The following is a 24,462-nucleotide window of genomic DNA, read 5'->3' as shown; positions in this document are numbered from 1 at the left end:
GAGTGGATTATATGAGATAAAGATGAAATAAAAAATAACCCAAAGTTACCGAATTAAAGGTCACTTTAGGTTATTATCTCTGGTAGCCCCACGGGACTACCAGCTTTATTGATAAAAGGTTATTAATCCGAATACTTAAATAAAGTCTTTATTTATCTATATTCTATAAAATAATCCTGAATCAACTATTTCTTGAGGTGTTACATATTCAGACTTATCATGGAATGATACTCCAAGAGATTCATAGATTCTTGATACCATTTCCGAACATATTAGCATAAACTTAGTATCATAAGGAAATTCAAAATCTACACCAAATATCTTAGTAATCTCTTTAATTATATTCAAATAAAGTGAAGTAAAATCGTAAGGTTTATTATGATATTCATCAACTAATGATACCAATAAATCTTCATCTATATCAAATTTAGGTCTAAAAATATCAAAATTATCTATAATAGTTCTAACAGGATATTTAGATAATTTAACACCATTTACAGTAGCAGAAATAATCCAACCTTCACCTAAATATAATTCTACATGTAGATATTGCTGGCCTGTAACCGCGGTTGCTATATTTTCTACAATTGTTCCATAATGTTCTCTAAGGTAAGCGTGAACAATACTCTTTTCTTGTTTCAAAAGTAATAAATCACCTGGTTTTAACTCTGTAGCTTGAGCAATCATTTAGAAACCTCCTTTATTCTTACAAGGTATCTGTTCTGTTCTTCATAATAAGCAATTTCAATAATCTCATAATCTGGATAATTTTCTTTTATCCAACTTCTAACTTCTTTTTCTGTAGCACCTGGAGAAACATCTACAATAATATCTTTAATCTCAACATCATCTGTTATTTCTTCTTGATATTCATTTACTATAGCTGGATCTTGTTCCTCATATTGGTAAACAAACATTCCAGTACCTAAAGCAAGAACTGCTGCAATAACCAATATCCATTTTTCTAATGTCATCTCAAAACTCATACATTAGCCTCCTTTTTGTATTCTTTGCCTTCGTCTCTCATCTTTTTAACATTTGCATCTATAAGATTTTTTATAAATTCTTCATCAACAGAAATCCCTAACTCATTTGCATATTTTGCAACCTGCCTATAAGCATATTCTCTTTTTTCTTCAGAAGTCATTTTTCTAAATTTTGAAGATTCTTCTACAGCAAGAACAATATCATTAATTACATTAATTATTTCTTGCCATTTTTGATTTTTGCTTTCATCTTCTTTCAAGTTACCAAATTTTTGAAGAAACATGTTACCAAAATAGAAAATTAAACCTAAAATTACAGTGGAAATTATTTCCTGGAACATTCCCATAAAAATCACTCCTTTTCAATTTAATACCTCTTTATCAGCCTTTTATTTTAGAATTTTTTATATTTTTTCGATTAATCTATCTACAGAGAACATAAAAGTGTGTATCAAGCGTTAAAACGTTCTCTCGCAAAAGACATCCAAAACATAACATTTTCGTTGTAATATTTCTTTTTTTCGGGTATTGACTCGTCAATTTGAGAGTTATCTGCTACACTTTTTAACCATTTTATTGAATTTGTAATCCCCCAAGCATAACTTAAAATTGCAAGTGAAATTGACAAATAATTTTCATCGTATTTCTTTTTCCAATAAGTTATCATTTTTTTCAAAAATATAGTTCCAACCTCAACATTAATCTCAGGCTTAAATAAATCTGAATATTTGTACTTGTGTAATAAATCTTTTTGAATATCTTTTAAAGCAATGCGACTCATTTGCATTAATCCTCTTGCATATCCAGAGTCTGCATATTCGTTCCCAGCGGATTCAGTTTTTATGATTCCAAAAATAAGATATGGATCTACATCATATTCACTTCCAAATTTTTTACATAGTTTAAATATCTCTTTGTCAATCATTATTTAACCTCCAAACATTTCAATTAAAAAGAAAATCAGGGTTAAAATGTTTGTTCCTATTAATGCCATAACCCATTTACCAATTTTTTTATAAATAATGTCACCTACAATCTTTTCCATTAATTCGTCTTCTTGCTTCAGAGTTTCTATAGTCCTGCGAGGGATGTATCCATTTTTTATTTGCTCAATAAAAGTATCAAATTTGTTGTCAATTTTGTCTAATTTTTTGTCTAACTTATCTAATCTTTCGTTTTGATGTTGTTGAATAATGCGTTGTTCTGTATCTTTCATTTGCAACTCCTTTATTGTGTTTTCGTACTTACATTCCTGCATCAATATCCCACCTTTACTATAAAAAAAGAAGCCCGTTAAGGCTTCTTGATTGATTTGTTTTTAATTTGTATGAGTTAAAGTTCCTATATCTGTTATTGTTGTATTCCCAGAATTGTCAATTATTTTTATATAGTAGTTCCATGTGCTTGGCGGAGTTGGATCAGTTAAAAAATAGCTCATCGATTTATTTGTACTCCATTCAAATGTCATTAATTCATTTTCTAAGTATATAGTTCTTGGCTCTTCAAATTTTCCATATTCATCTATTCTTGTTAATTTTATCAATGCTTCTTTTACTCCTGATGGCTTTTCGTCAATTTCAAGAGTTAAAGGTGATGCCATATCTCCTGTTTCTTCTAAACTGTAATTATTCTCAACTATAATTGGTGGCGTTGAATCAGAAGTCACTTTTGTTTCAAATTCACCTAAGCTATCACCATATATAATTTTATCTTCAATAAATATTTTCCTATTAAATTGTGTTCCAGGGTTAATGTTAGTAGCCTCAAAAGTATATTCTGTATTATCAGAGTTCGCGTTACCAATAAAAGTTTTGGTCCAACCATTTTTTCTTATAAGCATCTTTACATCATCAGTTGGAACAGGATAATCAGAATCAAAGATAATTTTAAGCCTGACTCCTGTATTTTCTTCAATTGTTTCAATGCTTTTTATTTTTGAATTCTCGAAATTTTTCTGAGTTGTACAACTTAATAATAACAACAATAAAACAACAACTAACCCAATAAAAATAATTTTTTTCAATATAATCACCCTCGCTTTATTAAATATTCATCAATATTGTATCAGAATTTCACGTTAATAAATCAATCACTTGATTAATTAATAACCTATTACTACATATTCGATATCTGCTTCAGCAGATTGTTTTGTAGCTCCAGTCCATATATCTGTTAAATCTGCTGTATATGATGGATTTTGAGCTGTTTTAGTTTCTTTTGTATAATCTACTGAATAAACATCAAAAGGGTGGTTTGTCACTATATCTGGCTCAAAATCAAGAGATTTTATAAGAACTGTTTTGATTAAACTTGAATTTTTATAAATATATGCATATAAATCTGCTTCGTAACCATTATAATTTTCTGTTTTTACTTTCACTTCAATTGTACCTTGAAGATTTGAATCAAAAGATATTATATAATCATCTTGAGTATGAGATGAAGAATTATAGTTAGATAAATAACCATAGTCTATACTTATTTGCTTTACTGACTCGTTTCCTGTAAAAGTTCCTAAATTTATTTTACCAGTATCCAACGGATAAGTGTTAAGACTTACTAATTTTTGCTCCCATAAATAGTCAACACTAGGATTTATAGATTTAGATTTAGTTATTGAACCACCATTTCCAAAATTAACTGTTATATTCTGAGTGGTTACAAAAGTTGTTGAATTAACACTCGAACTTCTGCTTATTGTTATTGTAGTTGAAGTCGCTGTTCCATAATCATATAAAAATTCTAGATTAGAATATACAACTCTTGCTTTTAGTATATTAAGTAAATTAGAAACTAAAGTAAATGTACTGTCTGATGAAATAGTAACAGAGTCACTTCTTTTTATATTAGTATTTGAAATTACAGTATAAGCATTAATAACAAAACCAGAAGCGTTTTTATTAGAAACATGTTGAGTTAAATATCTTTTTTGTTGAGTTTGAAAATTTTCATCCCAGTATTTAAAATTCACTGCATTTAAAATTACATTATAAGAATTTTCTGATGAAGCATTAGGATTTAAGGTGATAGCTTTTTGTGTCTCGTTAGAATCAAAACTTACTATATCCCTTTGTAAAATTGAAGGTATTTTCTTCTCTTGACCACCTATCAATCTACTTAATCCTGTCGTACCATCTAATTTATACCCATTATTACTATCTCCAACTTGGATATACTTTCCAGCCTCTAAAATAAGAGAAGATAGCTTATCTGCTGAAATAGTTCCATTTACTATAGCATCACCTAAGACTTCAAACATGGAAGCAATCACTTGTATTTTTCCATCACTTATCAATAATTCCGTATTTCTAAGCACTTCGCCTGTATCCATGTCCTTTGCAACTATTCTCTGAGATATTTCATCTGAGTGCTGTGCGATGGTTGAAAGTGTTTTTTCATAAGGTTGCCAAGTTTCTGTGTAACCCTCTGGAGTTAATCCGTTTATTTTGTCAAATAAACTATCAGACCAGTAAGCAATAGCTCCTTCTGGTACACTTAGAGCATATTTATATTTTATTCCTTCCACTGTGCTTGATATTTCATCCGCATTTTGAACTATAGCAGAGATGCTGTTTTCCATGCTTGTACCATTACCGTCTACATCATTTAATCTTTGAACTGTCGAACTTATTGAAGTTGCATTTTGAGTAATCAATGATGAATTAGAAGATATGTCCGTTTCATTTGTATCAATTCTTGAAACAGCTGTAGTTATACTGTCTGCGTTTTGTTTTATAGCTGTATATTGATTTGTTGCTCCTGGAGTTGAATTTAATATTCCAACCATAGATGTTATATTGTCAGCATTTTGAGTTATTTCTGAAATTAAAGTCTCTGTTTCACCAAGATTATTAATTCCAGTCTTAGTTACTAATTGAGTAATATTATCAGCATTTTGAGTTATCTGGGTCGCATTAGTTGAAATTGCATTGTTATTGTTTGATATATCATTTTCAGCTGTATCTATTCTAGATACTGCAGAAGTTATTGATGTTGCATTTTGGCTTATTTTAGAGCTTAATGTTTCAGTCTCTCCTAAATCATTAACTCCAGTTTTTGTAACTAAACTTGATATTTCATCTGCATTTTGTGTAATTTGAGATGCGTTTGTAGTTATATCCGTTTCAGCTGTATCTAACCTTGTACCATGATTTGAAACTGTTGTTTGTATTTGTCCTTGAGTTGTTTCTATACTAGTTATATTTTCGTTTATGTTTGTTATATCAGTATTCATTCCATTTATATTTACTTGTATTGTATCTATATCTGTATTTATATTGGAAACATTAGTATTTAAACTTGTAATATCTGAATTAATAGTATTTATATCTGTGTTTATATTTGTTATATTTCCGTTTATGTTATCAATAGCTTCTTCTGAAGCAGCTTTTCTTTCTGTAGTAAAACTCCCAGTTGCAGCAGTGGACTCGTTTTCTGAATAGTCTATAGCAACAATAGAATAATTATAAGTTGTCTCTGGTTGAAGCCCGCTTATCACTATATAGTTGTTCGAAAATACATACTCTACAGTGTTGATAGTTAGTTTATATTCTTTGAAATCTTCTTCTGTGTTTTGTATAAGCTTGAAAACTACGCCTGCATAATTTGGGGTTACTGATATCCCTGTTGGAGTTGCAGGAGCAGTTGAATCTTTTGCTGTTGTTACACTCAAAATATTAGTAAACAGCGAAGCATTCCCTTCTGCATCTAAAGCTCTAACTCTTGCATAAACTGTTATATTACCTTGTACTTCTGCTTGAGCTAGATTGTCTTTTGATTGTATAGAATTCCAATTAATCTGGTCGTAGCTCCACTGAAATTCATAACCAATAAGGTCTGTTTCTGTATTTTCATCACAACTCATTTTTATAACTGAGCGTTTATTCAAGAATTGTGTTTGAAGAGAGAAATTGGTTGGTTTTGCTGGTGCATTACTATCAAGAAAATCGGTCTTTTGTTTCTGATCTTCTACATCACCTTTTAGTTCTTCCACTTCTCCTTGAATGAAATCAATTTGATCTCCTGTTCCTGGAGCTGCTCCTGTATTTATTTTTTCATATTCTTTGTCATTTATATTAAAAACTACGTCTTTGTATTCTGTTATTGTAATGTTTGTTTTATATGTAGATCCTTCTATCTTATGAGTAACTGAATTGACTATGAATGTACCGTTTGAAATTCCTTTTTCTGGTAATGTAAGATTAATCAAATTACCAGCATAAAGCTCTGGATAAAACTCATTTAGAGACAACTCAAAAACTATATCTTTTGATATCAAATTCTCAGCTACATCTGCAATATTTGAAAGCATTGCTTTAGTACTATAGAATGATTTTATAGCGTATTCCTTGTCTGGGAAGCCTGTATTATTTACTTTCACGAGATTTTCTAATGACACTTTATTTATTTGTCTACCGTCTAATTTAAGAGCATCAATGAGTATATCTATGCTTGTATTTAAGTTTTCTATTTCTAAGATTAATTTATCTGGTCTTATATCAAATTTGTTGATCTTTATATTGCTGTCTGAATCGTTAAGAGAAAAAGCACTGTCATAAGCTATACCTTCAGTATTAGGACTTGAATAACTTATGAACACAGTATTTGCTACATCTTTTGCAAAATCTGATTTATATTCAAAGTCAAATGTTTCTATTTCTCCTTTTTTTATAGTTCTATTCTCATCATCTTGAAGTTCTACATTGATTATTTTAGATATATATGTATCTATTTTATAGCCCTCTGATTCTACTTTTATTTTGTTGTATTTTTGGTCTCCAAGAAGCTCATATTCTTGAATTTTATCTGCATCTATTGATAGAGCAATATCTGGGTCATAAAAGTTTTCTATCTTAGTTCTGTATATTACTTTTCCTTCTGGAGTTACCGAAAATCTTGCCTGTGTACCTTTTATTATTTTGAGAATATTTCTCCATACAGTAGTGTTTTCTTCGGTTATATAAACTTCGAAAGGTGTTGTAAGAGATTGAAAGTCTTGATTTTCTACTGCTATTCCTGCTCTTGTTAATAAGTCTGAAATTATATTATTTGGTGTGTAATTTGGATATAACAAAGGATATGTAAGCTCTTTATTAATCGCATAGTGCAGAATATCTTTAACAACAATCTCTGCTTTTTTATGTTTTTCTGTTATCCCTCCAACGGGTTTTATTCCAGTAAAAAGAGGAATTGCTATTTTATTTGCATCTTCATTACTAATTTCTACATATATTTTTATTTCCCATTCTTTGTTAAGATAATTCTGCTCAACAGTGCCATTAAACTTACCCACACTTGGATCAAAAACATCATTGAATTGTGTTTTAGTGAACATATTATTTTTGTTGGCAACTGTTATCTTGGCGTTGTCTATTGCTGGATCTTCAAGCAATTCTATTTTGTTGTTTGTTGTTATTTTTTGTACGTATTCACTTATGTCATAAAAGTTTGTACCATCTATTTTAGCTAACACTTTTATTTTTTTATTTCGTGTTGGTTTTCGTATATATTCTAAAAAACTATTATCATAGCTTATAGGAGGAAACATATTATCACCTCAATTAAAAAAATGCGTATAATCAGTCTTATACGCACTCATAAATTAGTATTGAATGGTTTCTTCGCTTCGTACACTTCTTGTATATATTCATCTGTCCATATTACATTTCCTTGCTCATCTTTATATTTGCCGATGAAAAGGTTTGAGATTAAATTCGAACGATTTCTATAATCTTCATTAAACCATATATCATCGTTTATTGATGGGCTACCAGAAACATATAAATTAGCAAATACATCTCTTTTTAAAATTCCGTCATAATAAACTTTGTGTTCTCTATATATTTCAGTTGAACTTTCATTTATTACATCAAAGATAAAAACTATATGATGCCACTTATCTTCATAATTTCCAACCGTATCTAAAACATTAACATAATGGCTAAAACCTAAATAAGGTGCTGAAATACCTAAATCCCCATCTTGTCTTGAGATTATAATCGCCCATTGCCTTCTTCTGTGCGAACCCGTCAATACATCATGGTCGTTTCCTATTATTTGTTGAATAAAATCCCAAGTATAAGTTTCTGAGATTATTTCTTCATCTTGAACTTTTGGAACTTTAAACCAAAATGACACAACATGATTATTAAATAAATTAACCTTTGAGCCATCATCCAATGTATAATTTTTTGTGTTTAATTTTTCTGAAGAAAAATATAATTTCCCTTTTGCTCTACTCCCATCAACAAAAGAGGTTGGATATGGCTTAATTTCAATTTGAAAATCACAAAATAAAATTGTACTATTCGGTGGCATTTCTGAAATACCAACAGATCCTGTAATATCTGAAGTATCTGTCCATTCAGGGCTTGTTCCATATCTTAACTTCCAACCATTACCAATGTCTATATCATTTATAGGATATGTCGTAGAAAACCCCCATGTTCTAAAATTAAAAGTACCACCAGACCCAGGATCTATTATTTTATACTTAATTTGATAAGAAATTCTATCTCCAACTTGTATATTATTTTTAATATTACTTGTAATATTTGTATCGTAAATTTGAAAATTAATTTGAGTGTCATCTTTTACAATTTTTACAGCATTTCTACCATTGTATCCTCCACCTTCTATAATTTCCCTGGATATTATACTTACAGATCCCCAATTCAAATCCTCAAAATTTGCAAGATTTGATGGTACTAAATTCTCTGTACTTTCCTCAATCGCATAAGATTTTACTCCTTCAAAAGGTACATCATCTTCTCTAACAGTTACACATAAACTACCATCATCGTTGTATATTAAGCCATAATCTTCTTTTATTAAAGCCATTTAATTCACTCCTTTGCTTCGTATAATACAAATTATACGCATTAAATATCGAACTCTCGAGGTAATTCAACATCTGCATAATCACCTAAACTTTCTAGCCTAGGGCTGATTTCTGTGTATAAACTTTTTAATATATCTGGAATTGATGATTTTAAAAATAAATCAAATTCTTGTTCAGAAATATATTCTTTATATTCCCATGCTAGCACTTGATTAGTTACTTCTTCTCCTGTTTCTTCATTGAAAGTTGCTTGCTCTGTTGTTGTTTCAATTATTGAATATCTAAAAGCAAACTTAACTTTCACCTTTCCATTTTTTATATCATCTTTACTATTTAAAATTATTATTTGTTTAGGTTTCTCTGTACTTGCAATCATATAAATACCTCCATAAAAAGAAGCCCCGAAGGGCTTCGTTATTAAGTTGCAAATTTTAAACCTGATTCTTTTTCATATTCTTTTATTAGTTTGAATATTAAAGTTTTGAATTTTTCTTGACTATCTTGAATAAAACTATCATTAGCATTTATATTAAAAGTATTATAAACATTTTCTGGGCCAGAGCTAGTAACTGAACTCTTATATTCTGTGTTATATTCGTCTTGTTTTTTGATATCAATTTCCTGGAATTTTTCTCCTGCTTCTTTTATGATTTGATCCATTGATTTTACTGCTCTTTTACCCATGTTTATAGCTCCAAAAGTTAAGCCTTTTATTATGTCTGAAACGACGTTATATACCCAATTAAACCCAGAAGCTATTGAAGCAAACACTATATACATTCCCTTTCCAATTGGTACTAAAACTTTGTTATATACCCAAGTTAAAACATTACCTAGTATCTGCAATCCTGCTAAAAGTGGATTTAACAAAGGAACTAATAAAGTACCAAGCATTTTACCAAGATTTGTAAGTATATTGACAAAAGGCATAAGAGCATTGTTTATCAATGGCCCTAATATTGTCATCATTCCTTCTACAATTGTTGTTATTGGATTTAAAAGAGCTTGAACATTTGAAAGCATTGCAACAGCTTCTCCAAGAGGACCTATTAAATCTTTAAATAAACCAGCAAAACCTCCAAGGAAGTTATCTTTCATACTCCCTTGCCCTGCCATACCCAAAGAGAATATTTTACCTAAATTACCTGCTTCACCTTTATCTTTATCGTAATACTGCTTCATTTCTGGAAAGAATGTATATAACTTATCTATGGTTTTTTCTACATTACTTTTTTCTGGTTTTTCTTCATCTGATTTTTGGATTCCAAGCATTTCATTCACTGCTTGCTGAATAACTGATAACTCCTCTTCTTGCTCTGGTATGTAATTCTTAACAAAATCAAATATATATCCAACTGTGTCTGTGGTTGTATTTATATCTTTACTAACTCCACTATCTTCTTCCCCACCTATGAAGTATTTTTTTAATAATTCAACAACATCTCCACCATCAAAATAACCAGGTAAAAATCCAACAGCTCCACCATTTGCGTATCCTTGTTTTCTGACATTTTCAATCGTTCCAACAAGTCCAGGAGCTTTTTTAACAAGCCACTGCGGAATAACATATTCCCCCGCATGAACTATCCCAGCAGGTTGATATTTTCCCCCGTCTCCTGTATATCCACCAACATCAAATTGTCCACCTTTATAACCACCTGGTAAAAAAATCTCTGGTGATGGAATGAGATATTTTAACCAACCATCATTTTTCTTTTCTTCACCGAATGGCCCTATATTAAATAAAGTTCCATCTTCAAATTCATTTTTTCCCATCAACAAGTCTAATGTAATCTGTATTGCATTATCTTCCCACTCTTTCATTTTTTCATACCATTCCCATGCAGTACCTTCTAAATTTATTTTAAAATTTTCTACTGCTTCTGAATCAGCCCCAAATAATCCATAAAGCCAACCCAAAACATCAGATAATATATTTATTCCAAATTTTACAGTTGTATCTACAATTGAAGATAACCATTTTAATACTGCACTTAAGGGACTATCTTCACCATTTTTTATATTTAAAAACATTTCTTTAGTTGCACCAATTATTCCAGAAAGCCAATCATAAGCATCACCAGCTAACTCTAAAGCTAATTTTGCTGTATTTAAAGCTCCTTTTAAAACATTCTTAGCCCATTGAGGTAATCCACTTTCATCAACCTTAGCTATGAGCATATCAATAGCTTGTTTACCTTTATTTATCCATTCTGGTATTTTGTCTCCAAGCCATTTAACAACTTCAACAGCTATCCCAATAGTAAAGTTGCCTATATTTCCAAACAAACTGCCAATATCTTTAAATATCTTTTGTAATACAGCCATAAATCCATCGTTAGACAATAATGAGAATAGCTCTTTTACATAAGAAATTATATTGTCTATAGCTTTGCCTATCCATTCAAATATAGCTTCCTTTTGTTGATCTTCAAGCATTGTGAAAACTGCTGCAATTGCTCCCAATATCCAAGTGAAAGGATTAGTAAGAGCAGATAATACTGAACCTAACTTGCTAAATATATTTAATGCGATATTGAATCCGATAATAACTCCTAAAAGCCTTACAACAGCACTTATTAATTCAACAAACTGGTCTTTATTTTCTTCAATCCATCTCGTAAGGCCTTGAACCCAAACAGCTGCTTTTTGAATCCATTTTCCTAATGTATCTTTAAAAGCACTGTATATTGTTTGCTTAAGGTTGTCTAAAACAACAACTAATTTTCTAAACTGCCACTCTGCTGTACTTGTTTGCTTTTCAAACATTTCATTTAAAGCTGAAACATCATCAGTTGTGCTGCTTAATGTGTTTTGCAAGCTTTCATAGTTATTTACTAAACTTTTTACAGCATTCCCAGCTTCTTCTGATAAACCCAATGAATTGAAAAACTGTGCAACTTCTTCATTTGTTTTTCCATCAATCTGAGAAGTTATTTGTCTTAAAACTTTTGAAAAACCAATAAATTTTCCGTCTCTATATAATTCAATACCCGCTTCTTTCAAACTTTCTGATTTCTCTGTCAATTCATTATATACATTTGATAGAGCATTAGCCGCTTGAGAGGCATCAGGCATATATTTTGTTAATTCTGCAAAAGTTGCTGTTGCATCAACCCAATTTTCACCAAGAGTTCTAGCTGTCGCTGCAACTTCTGGTATTGATTGAGCTAACTCTTCATAAGTGAGTAACCCTTTTTGAACACTTTGGAATTGTACAGCGAAAACTCTTTCAAGGTCTTTTATTTCTAAACCAAAAGCTTTTATCTGTTTTATAGCTCCTGTAAATGCTGTAGATGTATCAGTATTACCTGCAACCGCTGCTTTAGCAACTTTTTGTAATACTGCAGGGACATTTTCTAATGTAATTCCAGCTGATCCTAAATCATATGTTGCTTGCCACATTGATTCTAAGTTTTGACCATATTGCATTGATATTTTCGATATATCTTTTCCTAAATATTTTTCAAAATCTTTTGCAGTCTTATTAAACATTGTTGAAGCATTAGCCATAGCCTTTTCTGTATTTTTAGAAAACATGAATATAGCTCCACCAGCTGCACCTATTGCACCTAAAGCTATTTCTGCACCTCTTGCTAATTCATTATATGAATTTTTAAAATCATTAAAGCTTCTTTGAACTCTATTAGCTGTTTTTTGTAGATTATTCAAAGAACCACCTATACCAGCTATAGTTTTTGAAGCCATATCTTTTGCATTTATAATAATACTCATGGTAGCTGCATTAGCCATATCAGCCACCTCCTATTTTTTTCTTTTTGATAGATTGTTATAATGTATTTTCAATTGTTCTTGATAAATCCTTAAAAAGTACATATATTTTGCATTCTGTTCTAAATATCCTCCTCTTTCTGGATAACTAATCATATTTCCTCTGTGATCAAATAGAGTATTTTTTATTTTTAAACATTCTTTAATTACTTTAATTTCTTTATCTTCAAATCCTCTAAAAGATATTTTTTGATTACCTGACTTTTTTATAGTACTTGCTATCCATCCAGATAACATATTTTCTTCAATATTTTCTAATAAATCATATTCTTTTCTCGATTCTTTATAAATCCTTTCCGCTGCTTCAGGACTTAAATTCAATACATTTTTAAAACTTATTTCTTTATCAATACTCCACTCTAAAATTAAAAAAGGAAGGATCTCATAAATCCTTCCTCCATTTTCTATTGTCATTAAAGACTTTAAATCAATTTCTTTGAATAAAACTTTTACTCCATTAAAACTTAATATCATTTTGTTGATCTAATCCATATTCGTGGAGTATCTCATTCCAAAGATTGTTTATTAGTTTTGAGTGTACCTTTGTTTTTAAAGTGTTTAAATTTAAAGGTTCATCTTCACTCCAACCCTTCACAACTTTTGCAACGATTTCCAAAGGTATATGGCCAAGACTAGACATTTCCATTTCCATAGACATATCTCTAGCTATTTTTAAGTTTTTTGGTTTGATTGCTTTTTTAATATCTTCTACTACTTCAATGTTTGGTTCTGCTAAAATTTCTACATAATCTTTAGTTTCTTTTTCTGAAACTTCCATTCTTTCATCAAAATATATTTTTTTAGTTTTGTTAGTATCAATTATGAATGCCATTGCTATTCCTCCTTAATATGTACCTGTATCGTTAGTTTTATCTACAACTTCAATAACATCACCTAAAGCTGGAATTATTGATGTAAAATTAGCATTAAGACTTATCTTATCTGCTCCACCAATGTCATGAGGCATTTCTGTGAATTTTATTCTTGGTAAAAATATCTGTAATTCTTCGCCTGTATCTTTTACTAGTTTAATACCTATCTTAGCATCTTCAAAATTTTTGTATTTGCTATATTCATTAGTTAGAACGGAAGAATCAAAATAAATGTTTACTGATCCAGTAACTTCTAACTTATTAGCAGTAACACTTTTTCTTTTTCCTGTTCCGTCTAAACGATAATCATCTGCATCTATGTTGTTATTTATCTCTATATCAATAGATGAATACAAATCAGCAACGGTTGTAAATTCGTCGTTGTAAAGAGTTAATTCTTTAAAGTAATAAGGATCCTCACCTGGTTCTACGAGAGTAGAACTTACAGTAGCTGCTCCTATAATCTCTTCTTTACCAGTAAAATCTACAGACATAGTTGGAATATCTCCTACAGCTCCAGAAAAACTCAATGAATTAACTGTCATACCAGTGTATTTTATTTTATTTCCTGAATGATCTACTTCTATAGTTGCTGAAGGAAGATCCTCTGTTATTCCAATAGGAATAATTTTTGTTGAATCATCTGTAGAATCACTATTAGAATCATAAGCAACAGATTTTCCTAGGGCTAAATAAAACAAAAATCCCATAATACCAGGATAAGCTTCCAAATCAATAGAACCTTCAGCTCCTTCTTTTCCAGGAGCAAGAGATTTAACAGCCCTGTTTCCTAACAATGCTTCTGATTGATTTGTTTCTACACTATGATTAAGACTTTCAGAAGTAAATGGAACTTTATACTTAACTTCTGCTTCGGTAGCAAAAGTAGTTTCTTCCCCAATAGTTACTGCTGACTTTGCACCAGTTCCTATACTCATATTGCTTTCACCTCACTTGTTTTGAATGTTATCATTACATATAAACCATTATTATCTTCACTAAACTCTGTATTTGTTAGTACAAAATTTTGTTTAAAATAATCTTCTATTACTTCTATATCTGAATACTTTCTTTGCAAAAAAAGTTCATTTTGAGATAGATCATCTCTTTTTTTATTAAAAATACAAACTAAATTAATTGTTGGCTCTGTTTCATATCTCCTTGAAGTTAACTGTCCGTGGTTTGAATTTGCTAAAAAAATAGAAGCTACATTCAAATCATCATCCGATTTCGTAGCTCCTTTAGTTACTTTGTCAAATATTAAAATGTCATTGTTTTTTATAACAGATAAATCATTTTTTATTTTATCTAATAATTCGTTATACATCTTCTATCCCTCTTTTAAATATTTCAAGGATTTTATTTTCGTTGTCTTCTAAAGTTCTCTTAAAAAAATGTCTTGCTTTCGTTCCTGGATGTCTTACATGTTTTGCTACAGCCCATTTGCCTGAATCGCCCATATAACCTTGAGGTTTTGGTTTTGGCCCAACATACCAAGATAGAGCTTGTTTTCTTTTTGGGAAAATATCATGAGGCTTTGTTCCATACTCAAGAAAAGTTGCATGAATTTGGTCTGTATATAATTTTCCATTATCACTACTTTGTTCAGTAAATAATTTATTCTTTATTTTTGAAGTTTCAAGTTCTTGATCATATAATCTTTGGAGATAATTTTTAAGTAAACTTGTTGCCTGACCAAACATAATTCTTCTTTTTTCTGGACCAACATTTTTCTTCATTTGTTTTATCTTTTTTTGTATGTCTTTAGAACCTACAAGTTCAATCTTCATACTCCATCGCTCCAATTATTAAATCATTTAGATATGTCCTCTCTATTTTCTCTATTTCTGATACTATTCCACCTTTACTATAGCTTTCTTGCATATCCCCTGATATTTTAGTTTGAGCTGCATTCCAATCTCTTAGCAAGCTTCTTAAAGCATCTCTAACTGAAAGCATTAATTTAGGCTTGTTTTCTAATACATATTCATCATTTTTATTTAGAGAATTATCTATTAAAAAAGATTCTAACTCAGTATCATTAAATATAGTTCCATTTTGATCTCTCAATTCTATTTTCATTTTTTCTAGATTTGTCATTTTAAATCACTTCGCTTATTTTTTTGATTATCTCCTCTTTAGTATCTTTTGCCTTTAATTCAACTTTCTTTTTTTCAGCTATTTCTTTTAATTCTGGAACTGTATTTTCTTCTAACTGTTCAACAGTCAACTTATTTTCATCAGAGTTTTCATTTTTTTTTATTTCTTCCAAAACTCCTCTTTTAACTAATGTATCTCTTACTTCATTTTTGTCTAATTCAATTATTCCTTCATTTACAACTTTCCCTTTATAAGTAACTGGCTTTAATACCTTATATTTCATGTTTTTTCCTCCTCTAAAAAATTAACCGCCCATTAAGGGCGGCATTATTTATATTACAGTTGCTGAAACTTGTTGTTCTGCATAAGGCATGGTTACTATTTGAGCACCTGCTGCCTTTGTCCATAAATCAACTGGATCATTAGTTTCCCATTGAGTTACTGTAATACCTTTCAATGTTTTAACTTTTTTCATTGTTGTTGATAATGATTCAGCTGTAGGAGCTACTAATGTTTTACCAGCTTGCCCATTTCCAGGAAGTATAACAAATTTGTCTTCGTCAAAGAACCTTTTTACATTTCCATCTAAATCTCTGGCTCGTAAATCATATGTAGTAACTTGAGGATAACCTTTTGAACCAAAATAAGCGTTTAAATCTTTCTGAGTCAATAATCTATCTGAATTAACTCCTAAAATAGCTTTTCTTAGGTTTGCGTTGTTCAATATGTGATTTAATACTTTTGTTGAAGTTATAGCTTTTGTAGGTGCTAATCCGCCATTTTCTTTTATCATAGTCATCCATGTGAAAATATCTGCTTCTGGATTTGAATTTGTTTCATCACTCCATAATGTAGATACAGTTGGTTTGTTTTCAGTTGGCATTAAATAATCAACGGTGATCTGATAACCATCATTAGTATAGTCAAGAATACCTTTACAAAGAGCTTGCATTCTTAAGTATTCTATTTTGTTTTCTACACCGTCATATGTGTAAATTACATCATCAAAATATTTCTTTATTACTGATTGAGGTATATTGCTACCAGAATTTCTTGATTCGAATAATTTGATCATATTTTCCTCACCAAGATTCATTTTCAATTTGATAGCGTTGATTTTACCAGAGATAGTTGCCATATTATCTCTACCTCTTATAGGAGCTTCTTTACCCCACGCTATTACATTACCCATTACTGGGTTAGCATTAGCACCTTTTAGATATTCAAATCTTAATGAATCAGTTGGTTCAGAAGGAAATATTGCTGCTCCCAAATAATTTCTTTGTGGTCTGTTCATTACATGATCCACAAATTTCTTTGAATCTAATAAATTATAGATATTCTTCATAAGTCTTCACCTCTTATACGAAAATTATGTGTGGTAAATCGGTTTTAGCTGCTTCATCATAACTTGTCAATTTACTTTCTATTACTGCACCATGAACCATATATGTAACCATAACATCTTCCTCTGCTACTACTGGTTCCATTAATATTCCCACAGCTGTTTCTCTCCCATCTGTTTGAGTATCGTCATAAACAGCTAATTTACCCGTAGCTGTCACTTTTCCTAAAACAGTTCCTGCTTCTAGATACTTATCTGTTGTTGTAATTAACGAAGAATCAATAGTACCACCCAAAACAATCTTATGTTCACTTGCCAAAAAATTTGCTACTGATCCATAATCAGTTTGATTTAACATATAATTTCACCTCCGAATTATTTCCAAAAATCATCTAAGTTTGAAGAATCTCCAATTCCACCCAACGCCATTTCAACTTCTTTATCAATTTGATCTTTTGATAAATCTGAATTACCTTGAATTCCTTTACCTTTTTTTAAGTCATCAATTTTCTTTTGAGCTGACTTTTCAATGATTGTTTTAAGAGTTTTAATATTTTCTGTTATCTTTTCAGCATCATCAGTCATAACAATTGGTAAAAGTGAATCCATGTGATCTGAAAGTCCTTCTTTAACTAATGTTTTCTCAGCCATATTTTCAAGGTCTTTCATTTTAACTTCATTTTTAAGTTTTTCTAACTCTTTCTCAACATCTGATTTTTCTTTATTATCTTTTTTCTTAGAATCTTCTTTCTTTTCTTCATCTTTTGGAGTTAAATTTTCTAAAATCTTTGACATTTTTTCTAATCTTTCTTCTAATTTTGTTATTTTTTCATCTTTTTTGTTATCATCTGCATTGTTTTTGTTACTGTCCTGGTTATTTTGGTTGTTTTTACTATCTTGATTGTTATCTTGATTACTTGAATCGTTATTTTCTTGATTATCTTCTCCATCTTCTGCAAAAAGTTGAAGATCGATATTCATTCCGCTTTTTTCTTCTGGCATTTTCACTACCTCCTATAATATTGATTTTTTAACCCCTTTATAATTGCCTTTATATTAGATTTATTGAAGAAATATGATTAATTACCCTCTAACATTAAAAAAAGCCCCTATAAAAGGGGCTCCTAAGGAGGGCAATGGCATCAATTCAATGAGAATTAATCTACATTCTCAATTTTTTGTATTATTTCATCATTAAAAACTTCAGAATCATAACATTTACACCAAGGATGTGCGGGAGCAGGCGGATAATATTTTGGAGGATAAACTCCTTTTCCCATTTTGAAATCATTAGCTGTCGAATTATCTTCACATACACAGTCATATTCACCATGCTTGTGTTTTGAAGATAAATTCCACTTTAAGCCTTTGATCCACTCTTTTCCTTCAACAAGTTTCTGATTAGTAGTCCTGTATGCTCTTTCAATTTCAGACTCAACTAATCTTCTTGTCATATAATTTGTTTTTTTGACTGTATAAAGGTCAACAGTTTTTTGAATTTGTTCATCTCCCATTAAGTGAAACTGTTCTCTCAAATATTTTGGTATTTCAACATTAGGATTGTTTTTTAACTCCATCATTGTATCCCATACAGATTCACCAGCTAAAATATTTTTTTGCAAAGTATTTATTAGATTATCTCTTATTTGTTTTGAGTGTCCCCATAATCTATCTGATATTTTTAAACCATCTTGAGCCTTATAAGCAATGAGATAATCCATTATGTTTTTGTTCCACTTCACATTTTCAGTTAAGACATCAAGAGAAAAGTTTTTATATATTGCTTTAGTATCCTCTAATGCTTTTATGCTTGCTCTTTTTAATAAATCTTTATGTTGTAAATTCAATTCTTTGTTAAATTTTCTTATCTCATCATCAATATCTTTTTTCATTTTTGTTAGATGAAGTGATCTGTAATTATTGTTTTCATCTTTATATTTAGATATTTTATGAGATATATTGTAGTTTAATTCTTTAAAAAGTTTCTCATATTCTTTATTGTATTTCTTTTCAAGCTTTTTTATAGATGTATTCAAAAACGCTCTTCTTTGCATATTAAATTTATCGTAGAATTCTTCTTGTGTCATCTAATCACCAACCCATCGGGTTAGCTTGTACTTCTTTTTTTTGTTTTTTTAGTTCCTCTTCAGCTGAATTTATTATTCCATTATTTTCTAACCTATTTAACTGCCAATCTTTAGACAATAACCCAGTAGCTTTTGAAACTTCTTGAATAATATCATTAAAAGATTTTGGAATAATATCCTCGAAATCTATCTGAGTTTTACTTTTATTGTTATTTACTAACCATCCTATAAGTTCATTTAATTCTTCAAGAGCGTTCTTTATTTCTCCTCGGGCATAATTAATACTTGTAGTTATTTCAATTAATTTTTTATCCAAACCAACACCAGTTATATTACCAGAAGATTGAAGCATTTCCATTAAGACTATTTCTGGGTATAACCTTTTAATTTTATCCCATATTTTATCTTGTTGTTCTTGAATTCTTTGAGCCATAGCTCCATTGCTTTCAAGCATGCTCGCACCTTTACTATCTCGAGGATAATGCAAGAACTTTCTAATCTTTGTTTTGTCATTACTTATTTTTATAGAAGTTTCTTTTTTCAATTCTTTAGCTCTAAATGCTTCACCTAAATCATCAAATAAAATTGGATCGGCATGTAAATCAAAAAGAGCATCTAAATATCCCTCATACCTATTCTCTGTATCTTGAAGTCTTATTAAACTTTTTATTCTATAGTTAGAGTTTTCGATATGAACGAAAGGTATTGAATCATATAAATTATCTTTAATTTCTGGATTTTCTTCCCCTCTTTGAATTGAAATTGTATTTCTAGTTAAAATCTTTTTTATATTAACCGTTTTACCATTTTCATCTAATTCTTTAGAATTTATAGTAACTTTTATTATCTGATCCCCTAGTTTTTCAATCTTTACACTGTCTGGATCGTGAAGTATAATTCTTGTTCCAGTTATTTTATCTTCACCTTCCCAAACTGCTTCAAGATTTACTTCCTTAAATAAAAAATAATGCAAAGCTATTTTATATTTAAGCGTTTGCATATTATTTTGTTCCCATATTTTCCAAATATCTTCTATTTGATTATCTTTTTCTTTTTCACCTATTAAATGTAGTTTTTTCTGCATTGTAAGAGCTATTGATAGCAGAATAAATTTAGGGACATAGTTATATACAAGGGCTATATTACTTTTATTATCATACTCAAATTCATCTTTATATAACTCTAAAAGTAACTTATTATCTATCGTATCGTGATATCTCATTTAATCACCTCACCATTCTATTTCCTCTTCTGAATACATAGATATATTACTTCTTCCCCATTCAGCTAAAGCAAGAGAAATAACACAATCATCATGATATCCTGCTGGAGCATTCATTTTTAAGTTTCTTGAAGGGGTTAGTTCATAAGCATATATCTCTAATTCATTAATTAAAACAGGTATATCTTCATAATGTATCTTGTTCTGTTCTATAGATATTGAAAGATTGTTTATTAAATCCGTTTTACTGCTATTGTTAAACTTAAAAGAATCAATATTAATTCTTTCATTCCTTAAATCCTCATAAATAGGATCTCCAACACCTGTAGAATCTATAGTTATTTTTCCAGGATATTGCTTATATACACTTTTAATTCTTTGTTTTTGTAAGCTCCAATCTACTTGATTAAATCTATCAAAATAAACAAGGTTACCAAGCTCATCAAGAACAGTTATCACTGTAAAATCCATGTATTTAGCCAAATCGACACCAATAAAAAAATGTTCTCCTGGTTTAGCTTCTCTCAATGTTTTTCTTATGTTCTTTCTAACTCCTCTGAAAACTCCACCAGTATCGTCTAAAAATTCTGCTTCATATTCTTGCTGAAATATTCTCTCTGGTAATGACCCTCTTGCTTCATCTATTTCTTTTGAATCTATAAAAGGGTTATGCCAAGTTGGGTGTTTCCAACTTACATAATTTTCAAATAACTGATCTTGACCTCTTGTATATAAATGAAAAAACCAGTTTTTACCTTTAGGAGTAGAAATAATAATAGCTCTACCTTTTTTATCTGTTAGTGTTGGCCTTAAAGATTCAGTCCATATTTTTTCTGGAATCATTGCAGCTTCATCAATTATTAGCAAATCAACGCCTTCACCAACGAGTGATTTAGGGTTATCTGCTGATTTTCCTACGAATTGAGTGCCTGTATTAGTTTCAATAAACAGCTCACTCTTCGACATAGTGCATCTACCCTTTTTTTTCCATATAAATTCTCTGGGGTTAATGTAGTTATATATTTCTCTAAAAACCTTTTTTGTTAGTTCATAAGTAGGAGCTACAATCCAAACCATTTTATTTTTCATGAAAGCATAAGGTATAGCTTCTATTGAAGCATATAAAGATTTTCCCCAACGTCTGCCATTGTCGAGAACTTTAAATCTTGCTTCTGAAAAGAAAGCGTCTATTTGTCCACCGTCATGCAAGTTAGCTCCTATATCTTTTAAATATTGTTTCTTGCCTTCAAGTGTCATTTATCTAATCCCCACTTAGATCTAATCTTATCTAAAACATCATCTACAGTGTTCTCTTCTGCCCCAGAATGTTTTAATTTTAGTTCTATACCTTTTAGTAAGGAATTATATACTTGAAGCCGTCTAGACTTTTTAAGATTTTCATCGTTGAACCATTCTAAGAGTTTATTATTCATATCATCTAAGTTTTGCAAATCATCTGGAATACTTTTTTGAATATGTTCTTGTATTGTTCTTTTACTAGACTCCGCTCTCTCTTCTCTTGTCTCTTGTAAAAATTTATTTATAGCAACATAAGAAATATTTTTATTCTCTTTCTTTTTTATCTCTTTTGAAATTTCTCTTGATGACATACCTTGTGATGCTAAACTTAACACCTCGTTTTCTAGTTCAAACTGCACTATTTTAGATATTCTTGGCATGTCATCACCTCCTTATATTTTCCGTTATGATATGTTATATTTAACAGTGTTATGTTATTCCTTAACAGTTTCTTACCAACCATTATCTTGCTGATCTTCAACAATTTCTATCTTAACCTTGAGTATTTTTCCTCTTCCAAAAGCAGAAAGTTTATGATAAGCTGCACTTTCACTTTCGGGTATATCTAACTTTATTCTTGCTCCATCAAGTCCTATAGTTATACCTGTTTGAATCGGAGCTATAATTGCCGAAAACTCTATATTATTTTTATCCATATCGCACCTCCCTCTCAGAGGCTCATATTTCAATCGTTATTATTATGTGGTTAATTTATCGTAAAAGAGAAAAAAGTCTCACATGCTTTGACTATTTAGCTAATTTGCTTTTATTTTTTATAAGACACTCTATTAATTTTGTTGTTGTTTTAACCAACTTAGCTCTCTGCCTGCTTATTTCAATTTCTTTCACTTTATCGTAAACTATATTCCCATTGTGAACACGAAAATGATGTTTTGAACATAATAGAATTAAGTTGTCTGGGTGATTGTTGTTAATCGTTTCTTGTATTTTTAAATGTGCAGGAATTTGAGAATACCTGGAATATATATGATGAACGTGTTCACCCTCTAATCCACAAAAACGACAACGACCACCATCTCTTTGCCAAACATAATCATGTATTGGCTTTGGTATTGGTTTCATAGTCTGTCACCCAAAAAGTCCAAAACTCTTTTATTTAGTTTTATGAAATTTAATAATCTTTCAGTAACTCTTTCAACATTCTCTTCATTGTTTATAGCCATTCCTTCAAACAGACCGTGTATGATTTCATGTGCAAGGATTTCTTTAGCTCTTTCAAGAGATACATCTTTATTTATTTGAATTGTTGTGTCAGAAAAATTAATTACACCATCTTTTATTTCATTTCCTATACTTGGCTTTTCTACTATTGAAATATCATAATTAAGACTATTTATGCTTACTGTTTTCACATCAATTTTTTCAATCATATTTATATCTCCTTTTAAATTGGTATAAAAAAAGCCCTGCTCGAAAGCAAGGCTTTTTGCATTTAATTATTTATAAATTCATTTTTAATTTACTCTTTAATTCTACATATAAATAGTCACTTAAAAAATTAAAAGCGTTTAGTAATTCTTCTCTGTCTTCTTTTATAAAATCTTTTTTATTAATTGGAATATTTGCATATATTTCATTATTGTCTCCTTTTCTGAAAGTTGATTTAATATGACTTAAAGAATAATGTATATAATCTGAACTTTTTTTATAAAAAGAATTGATTAAAATATAAATCCCTCGATCATTTTCCTCTATCTTATTTAATAGATTCCGATCAGTCATTCGTCTGCCGTCTTTCATTTTCATTTTATTTATTTGTTTTCCTGCTAAAAAATCATCTATAAAATTATTGTTTGAGTATTCATAAGCAGTCATTCTTATAATATTGTCAATTTGTAATCTTATTATAACTACGCTATTATCATATAAAGCATTGTTATAAAGTAAATAAAAGCTATGTATATTTTGTATAGTCCTTGCTATTATAGGAATTAAAAAAGATTCAAAAATAGAAAGACTTTTTTTTTCTTGAATTTTGCTTAGTAAGTCGGAATATGTTTCTAAAAGATCTTTTTTCTTATTCATTCTTATCCCCCCAATTTATTAATCATTTATATTATAGTAAAAATAATCAAAAAAACAAATTGGGGATATAAATAAAAAACACCCAACCAAAAGGTTAGGTGTCATCAACTTACAATACAATTATACCATAAAATTCAAAATAAGGTGAAATGCTAAAACAATCTATTACCAAAATTCATGAATTTGATAATCGTATCAAACCCATTATTACTTGAATAGATAGCATTTCTTTTTGTAATTTTTAATCTGTCTGATAATACTTCCCATTTCTCATGTTCGATATATCTCCAGTAAATAACTCTTCTGCTCTCAGGTGAAATCCATGTCCAATATTTTTCTACATTATTCTTAATAATAATTGGATCAGTGAATTTCCCTATTCTTATCTCATTAAAAAAATCAAGTTCCCTTTTATAAGTACTCATTGATTCAATATATACCTCTAAAGCAGTAACCTCATTCAATACTATTTCAACTGGCCTTTCATAAAGAACTCCTAAAGCGTGTTTATAATTTCTAAATAATGCTTTCAAATATTCTTTGTCATTACAAATTTTGGATAATTTTTTTAAATCTCTTATTACTTTTAAATCTTCTTTTGTATAGCTACAAGATTTATTTTTTGATTTATCATTAACTTGCATTTCGGATTACCTCCCTATTTTGGTAAAATAATAGAGAGGATAGGATTTTTAACCCCGCTCGCTACGGGGTTTTTTTATTATCTAAAGATAACCTTGCTGCTTCATTTATGGCATCATAACTACTCTCGATATCTTTCTTTAGAATTTTGTATCCAGCAAAATTATTAATCTCTCTTGAATATAACTGAATTAAAATTTCGTTATCTGGAGTCTGTACAATCGCATACAA

General features: G+C 29.8%; 30 protein-coding genes. All 30 read right to left on the bottom strand.

Translation table 11 applies throughout. From position 1 onward, the window contains the following. Window positions 1-156 precede the first annotated feature (156 nt). The 30 genes from BLS00_RS05675 to BLS00_RS10590 all read right to left on the bottom strand — a co-directional run bounded on the left by BLS00_RS05675 (window position 157) and on the right by BLS00_RS10590 (window position 24,462). Complete coding sequence (locus BLS00_RS05675) at window positions 157-687, bottom strand: hypothetical protein (RefSeq protein WP_091403543.1); 531 nt, start codon at window positions 685-687, stop codon at window positions 157-159. After that, complete coding sequence (locus BLS00_RS05670; RefSeq protein ID WP_091403541.1) at window positions 684-986, bottom strand: hypothetical protein; 303 nt, start codon at window positions 984-986, stop codon at window positions 684-686. The genes BLS00_RS05675 and BLS00_RS05670 overlap by 4 nt, the downstream gene beginning before the upstream one ends. Beyond that, the gene (locus tag BLS00_RS05665) at window positions 983-1,333 is read right to left on the bottom strand and encodes a phage holin, LLH family (protein ID WP_091403539.1); all 351 of its coding nucleotides are present in this window, start codon (window positions 1,331-1,333) and stop codon (window positions 983-985) included. Before BLS00_RS05665 ends, BLS00_RS05670 begins: the two co-directional genes overlap by 4 nt. Window positions 1,334-1,437: 104 nt before the next feature. Continuing rightward, a complete protein-coding gene (locus BLS00_RS05660) occupies window positions 1,438-1,911 on the bottom strand; it encodes a transglycosylase SLT domain-containing protein (protein WP_091403537.1) in 474 nt (157 codons plus the stop codon). A 3-nt stretch (window positions 1,912-1,914) separates the two neighbouring features. Next, window positions 1,915-2,244: a hypothetical protein gene (locus tag BLS00_RS05655; protein WP_091403535.1), complete on the bottom strand. Its 330-nt coding sequence runs from the start codon at window positions 2,242-2,244 to the stop codon at window positions 1,915-1,917. Window positions 2,245-2,304: 60 nt separating this feature from the next. Further along, window positions 2,305-3,009, bottom strand: coding sequence for a hypothetical protein (locus BLS00_RS05650; RefSeq protein WP_091403534.1), 705 nt, complete (start codon window positions 3,007-3,009; stop codon window positions 2,305-2,307). Window positions 3,010-3,087: 78 nt separating this feature from the next. Continuing rightward, on the bottom strand, window positions 3,088-7,533 hold the full coding sequence (locus tag BLS00_RS05645; RefSeq protein ID WP_091403532.1) for a methyl-accepting chemotaxis protein: 4,446 nt from the start codon (window positions 7,531-7,533) through the stop codon (window positions 3,088-3,090). A 47-nt stretch (window positions 7,534-7,580) separates the two neighbouring features. Beyond that, entirely contained in the window at window positions 7,581-8,825 is a 1,245-nt protein-coding gene (locus BLS00_RS05640) for a hypothetical protein (RefSeq protein ID WP_091403531.1), read from the bottom strand. Between the two features lie 41 nt (window positions 8,826-8,866). Next, on the bottom strand, window positions 8,867-9,202 hold the full coding sequence (locus tag BLS00_RS05635) for a hypothetical protein (protein WP_091403529.1): 336 nt from the start codon (window positions 9,200-9,202) through the stop codon (window positions 8,867-8,869). A gap of 41 nt (window positions 9,203-9,243) precedes the next feature. Next, window positions 9,244-12,579, bottom strand: coding sequence for a phage tail tape measure protein (locus BLS00_RS05630; protein WP_091403527.1), 3,336 nt, complete (start codon window positions 12,577-12,579; stop codon window positions 9,244-9,246). Between the two features lie 12 nt (window positions 12,580-12,591). Next, window positions 12,592-13,092, bottom strand: a complete 501-nt coding sequence (locus tag BLS00_RS05625) for a hypothetical protein (RefSeq protein WP_091403524.1) — start codon at window positions 13,090-13,092, stop codon at window positions 12,592-12,594. Continuing rightward, on the bottom strand, window positions 13,076-13,450 hold the full coding sequence (locus BLS00_RS05620; RefSeq protein ID WP_091403522.1) for a hypothetical protein: 375 nt from the start codon (window positions 13,448-13,450) through the stop codon (window positions 13,076-13,078). Before BLS00_RS05620 ends, BLS00_RS05625 begins: the two co-directional genes overlap by 17 nt. A gap of 12 nt (window positions 13,451-13,462) precedes the next feature. Beyond that, window positions 13,463-14,428 carry a phage tail tube protein gene (locus BLS00_RS05615; protein WP_091403521.1) on the bottom strand — a complete coding sequence of 322 codons (966 nt, stop codon included), beginning with the start codon at window positions 14,426-14,428 and terminating at the stop codon, window positions 13,463-13,465. Next, complete coding sequence (locus BLS00_RS05610) at window positions 14,425-14,817, bottom strand: hypothetical protein (protein ID WP_091403519.1); 393 nt, start codon at window positions 14,815-14,817, stop codon at window positions 14,425-14,427. Before BLS00_RS05610 ends, BLS00_RS05615 begins: the two co-directional genes overlap by 4 nt. Next, entirely contained in the window at window positions 14,810-15,280 is a 471-nt protein-coding gene (locus BLS00_RS05605; RefSeq protein ID WP_091403517.1) for a hypothetical protein, read from the bottom strand. The genes BLS00_RS05610 and BLS00_RS05605 overlap by 8 nt, the downstream gene beginning before the upstream one ends. Continuing rightward, window positions 15,270-15,590: a hypothetical protein gene (locus tag BLS00_RS05600; protein ID WP_091403515.1), complete on the bottom strand. Its 321-nt coding sequence runs from the start codon at window positions 15,588-15,590 to the stop codon at window positions 15,270-15,272. Before BLS00_RS05600 ends, BLS00_RS05605 begins: the two co-directional genes overlap by 11 nt. 1 nt (window position 15,591) lies before the next feature. After that, on the bottom strand, window positions 15,592-15,873 hold the full coding sequence (locus BLS00_RS05595; RefSeq protein WP_091403512.1) for a hypothetical protein: 282 nt from the start codon (window positions 15,871-15,873) through the stop codon (window positions 15,592-15,594). Window positions 15,874-15,921: 48 nt separating this feature from the next. Beyond that, window positions 15,922-16,938 carry a major capsid protein gene (locus BLS00_RS05590; RefSeq protein ID WP_091403510.1) on the bottom strand — a complete coding sequence of 339 codons (1,017 nt, stop codon included), beginning with the start codon at window positions 16,936-16,938 and terminating at the stop codon, window positions 15,922-15,924. 13 nt (window positions 16,939-16,951) lie between these two features. Then, window positions 16,952-17,293: a head decoration protein gene (locus tag BLS00_RS05585; protein ID WP_091403508.1), complete on the bottom strand. Its 342-nt coding sequence runs from the start codon at window positions 17,291-17,293 to the stop codon at window positions 16,952-16,954. 17 nt (window positions 17,294-17,310) lie between these two features. Continuing rightward, window positions 17,311-17,937: a capsid assembly scaffolding protein Gp46 family protein gene (locus BLS00_RS05580; protein ID WP_091403507.1), complete on the bottom strand. Its 627-nt coding sequence runs from the start codon at window positions 17,935-17,937 to the stop codon at window positions 17,311-17,313. A gap of 155 nt (window positions 17,938-18,092) precedes the next feature. Further along, window positions 18,093-19,022, bottom strand: coding sequence for a hypothetical protein (locus BLS00_RS05575; protein ID WP_091403505.1), 930 nt, complete (start codon window positions 19,020-19,022; stop codon window positions 18,093-18,095). Between the two features lie 4 nt (window positions 19,023-19,026). Beyond that, window positions 19,027-20,244, bottom strand: a complete 1,218-nt coding sequence (locus BLS00_RS05570) for a hypothetical protein (protein WP_091403504.1) — start codon at window positions 20,242-20,244, stop codon at window positions 19,027-19,029. 9 nt (window positions 20,245-20,253) lie between these two features. Continuing rightward, window positions 20,254-21,501, bottom strand: a complete 1,248-nt coding sequence (locus tag BLS00_RS05565) for a phage terminase large subunit (RefSeq protein ID WP_091403502.1) — start codon at window positions 21,499-21,501, stop codon at window positions 20,254-20,256. Continuing rightward, on the bottom strand, window positions 21,498-21,923 hold the full coding sequence (locus tag BLS00_RS05560; protein ID WP_091403501.1) for a hypothetical protein: 426 nt from the start codon (window positions 21,921-21,923) through the stop codon (window positions 21,498-21,500). The genes BLS00_RS05565 and BLS00_RS05560 overlap by 4 nt, the downstream gene beginning before the upstream one ends. 72 nt (window positions 21,924-21,995) lie before the next feature. Beyond that, on the bottom strand, window positions 21,996-22,199 hold the full coding sequence (locus BLS00_RS05555) for a hypothetical protein (RefSeq protein WP_091403499.1): 204 nt from the start codon (window positions 22,197-22,199) through the stop codon (window positions 21,996-21,998). A 91-nt stretch (window positions 22,200-22,290) separates the two neighbouring features. Then, window positions 22,291-22,626 carry an HNH endonuclease gene (locus BLS00_RS05550; RefSeq protein ID WP_091403498.1) on the bottom strand — a complete coding sequence of 112 codons (336 nt, stop codon included), beginning with the start codon at window positions 22,624-22,626 and terminating at the stop codon, window positions 22,291-22,293. Further along, complete coding sequence (locus BLS00_RS05545; RefSeq protein WP_091403497.1) at window positions 22,623-22,934, bottom strand: hypothetical protein; 312 nt, start codon at window positions 22,932-22,934, stop codon at window positions 22,623-22,625. Before BLS00_RS05545 ends, BLS00_RS05550 begins: the two co-directional genes overlap by 4 nt. A gap of 70 nt (window positions 22,935-23,004) precedes the next feature. Continuing rightward, window positions 23,005-23,589, bottom strand: a complete 585-nt coding sequence (locus BLS00_RS05540) for a hypothetical protein (RefSeq protein WP_091403495.1) — start codon at window positions 23,587-23,589, stop codon at window positions 23,005-23,007. 152 nt (window positions 23,590-23,741) lie between these two features. Then, window positions 23,742-24,233, bottom strand: a complete 492-nt coding sequence (locus tag BLS00_RS05535) for a hypothetical protein (protein ID WP_091403494.1) — start codon at window positions 24,231-24,233, stop codon at window positions 23,742-23,744. Between the two features lie 61 nt (window positions 24,234-24,294). Beyond that, a complete protein-coding gene (locus tag BLS00_RS10590; RefSeq protein WP_176759855.1) occupies window positions 24,295-24,462 on the bottom strand; it encodes a hypothetical protein in 168 nt (55 codons plus the stop codon).

This window comes from Geotoga petraea (genome assembly GCF_900102615.1).
GTDB lineage: Bacteria > Thermotogota > Thermotogae > Petrotogales > Petrotogaceae > Geotoga > Geotoga petraea.
Note: the sequence above shows the minus strand (reverse complement) of the source record. Positions and strands in the feature narration are given on the sequence as shown.

Coding starts and splice junctions, on each gene's coding strand:
- BLS00_RS05600 (WP_091403515.1), bottom strand. CDS start 15,590: ATGACAAATCTAGAAAAAATGAAAATAGAATTGAGAGATCAAAATGGA.
- BLS00_RS05565 (WP_091403502.1), bottom strand. CDS start 21,501: ATGACACTTGAAGGCAAGAAACAATATTTAAAAGATATAGGAGCTAAC.
- BLS00_RS05580 (WP_091403507.1), bottom strand. CDS start 17,937: ATGCCAGAAGAAAAAAGCGGAATGAATATCGATCTTCAACTTTTTGCA.
- BLS00_RS05630 (WP_091403527.1), bottom strand. CDS start 12,579: ATGGCTAATGCAGCTACCATGAGTATTATTATAAATGCAAAAGATATG.
- BLS00_RS05560 (WP_091403501.1), bottom strand. CDS start 21,923: ATGCCAAGAATATCTAAAATAGTGCAGTTTGAACTAGAAAACGAGGTG.
- BLS00_RS05665 (WP_091403539.1), bottom strand. CDS start 1,333: ATGGGAATGTTCCAGGAAATAATTTCCACTGTAATTTTAGGTTTAATT.
- BLS00_RS05585 (WP_091403508.1), bottom strand. CDS start 17,293: ATGTTAAATCAAACTGATTATGGATCAGTAGCAAATTTTTTGGCAAGT.
- BLS00_RS05595 (WP_091403512.1), bottom strand. CDS start 15,873: ATGAAATATAAGGTATTAAAGCCAGTTACTTATAAAGGGAAAGTTGTA.
- BLS00_RS05635 (WP_091403529.1), bottom strand. CDS start 9,202: ATGATTGCAAGTACAGAGAAACCTAAACAAATAATAATTTTAAATAGT.
- BLS00_RS05605 (WP_091403517.1), bottom strand. CDS start 15,280: ATGAAGATTGAACTTGTAGGTTCTAAAGACATACAAAAAAAGATAAAA.
- BLS00_RS05540 (WP_091403495.1), bottom strand. CDS start 23,589: ATGAATAAGAAAAAAGATCTTTTAGAAACATATTCCGACTTACTAAGC.
- BLS00_RS05575 (WP_091403505.1), bottom strand. CDS start 19,022: ATGACACAAGAAGAATTCTACGATAAATTTAATATGCAAAGAAGAGCG.
- BLS00_RS05570 (WP_091403504.1), bottom strand. CDS start 20,244: ATGAGATATCACGATACGATAGATAATAAGTTACTTTTAGAGTTATAT.
- BLS00_RS05590 (WP_091403510.1), bottom strand. CDS start 16,938: ATGAAGAATATCTATAATTTATTAGATTCAAAGAAATTTGTGGATCAT.
- BLS00_RS05545 (WP_091403497.1), bottom strand. CDS start 22,934: ATGATTGAAAAAATTGATGTGAAAACAGTAAGCATAAATAGTCTTAAT.
- BLS00_RS05615 (WP_091403521.1), bottom strand. CDS start 14,428: ATGAGTATAGGAACTGGTGCAAAGTCAGCAGTAACTATTGGGGAAGAA.
- BLS00_RS05555 (WP_091403499.1), bottom strand. CDS start 22,199: ATGGATAAAAATAATATAGAGTTTTCGGCAATTATAGCTCCGATTCAA.
- BLS00_RS05620 (WP_091403522.1), bottom strand. CDS start 13,450: ATGGCATTCATAATTGATACTAACAAAACTAAAAAAATATATTTTGAT.
- BLS00_RS05610 (WP_091403519.1), bottom strand. CDS start 14,817: ATGTATAACGAATTATTAGATAAAATAAAAAATGATTTATCTGTTATA.
- BLS00_RS05640 (WP_091403531.1), bottom strand. CDS start 8,825: ATGGCTTTAATAAAAGAAGATTATGGCTTAATATACAACGATGATGGT.
- BLS00_RS05535 (WP_091403494.1), bottom strand. CDS start 24,233: ATGCAAGTTAATGATAAATCAAAAAATAAATCTTGTAGCTATACAAAA.
- BLS00_RS05655 (WP_091403535.1), bottom strand. CDS start 2,244: ATGCAGGAATGTAAGTACGAAAACACAATAAAGGAGTTGCAAATGAAA.
- BLS00_RS05645 (WP_091403532.1), bottom strand. CDS start 7,533: ATGTTTCCTCCTATAAGCTATGATAATAGTTTTTTAGAATATATACGA.
- BLS00_RS05675 (WP_091403543.1), bottom strand. CDS start 687: ATGATTGCTCAAGCTACAGAGTTAAAACCAGGTGATTTATTACTTTTG.
- BLS00_RS05670 (WP_091403541.1), bottom strand. CDS start 986: ATGAGTTTTGAGATGACATTAGAAAAATGGATATTGGTTATTGCAGCA.
- BLS00_RS05550 (WP_091403498.1), bottom strand. CDS start 22,626: ATGAAACCAATACCAAAGCCAATACATGATTATGTTTGGCAAAGAGAT.
- BLS00_RS05660 (WP_091403537.1), bottom strand. CDS start 1,911: ATGATTGACAAAGAGATATTTAAACTATGTAAAAAATTTGGAAGTGAA.
- BLS00_RS05625 (WP_091403524.1), bottom strand. CDS start 13,092: ATGATATTAAGTTTTAATGGAGTAAAAGTTTTATTCAAAGAAATTGAT.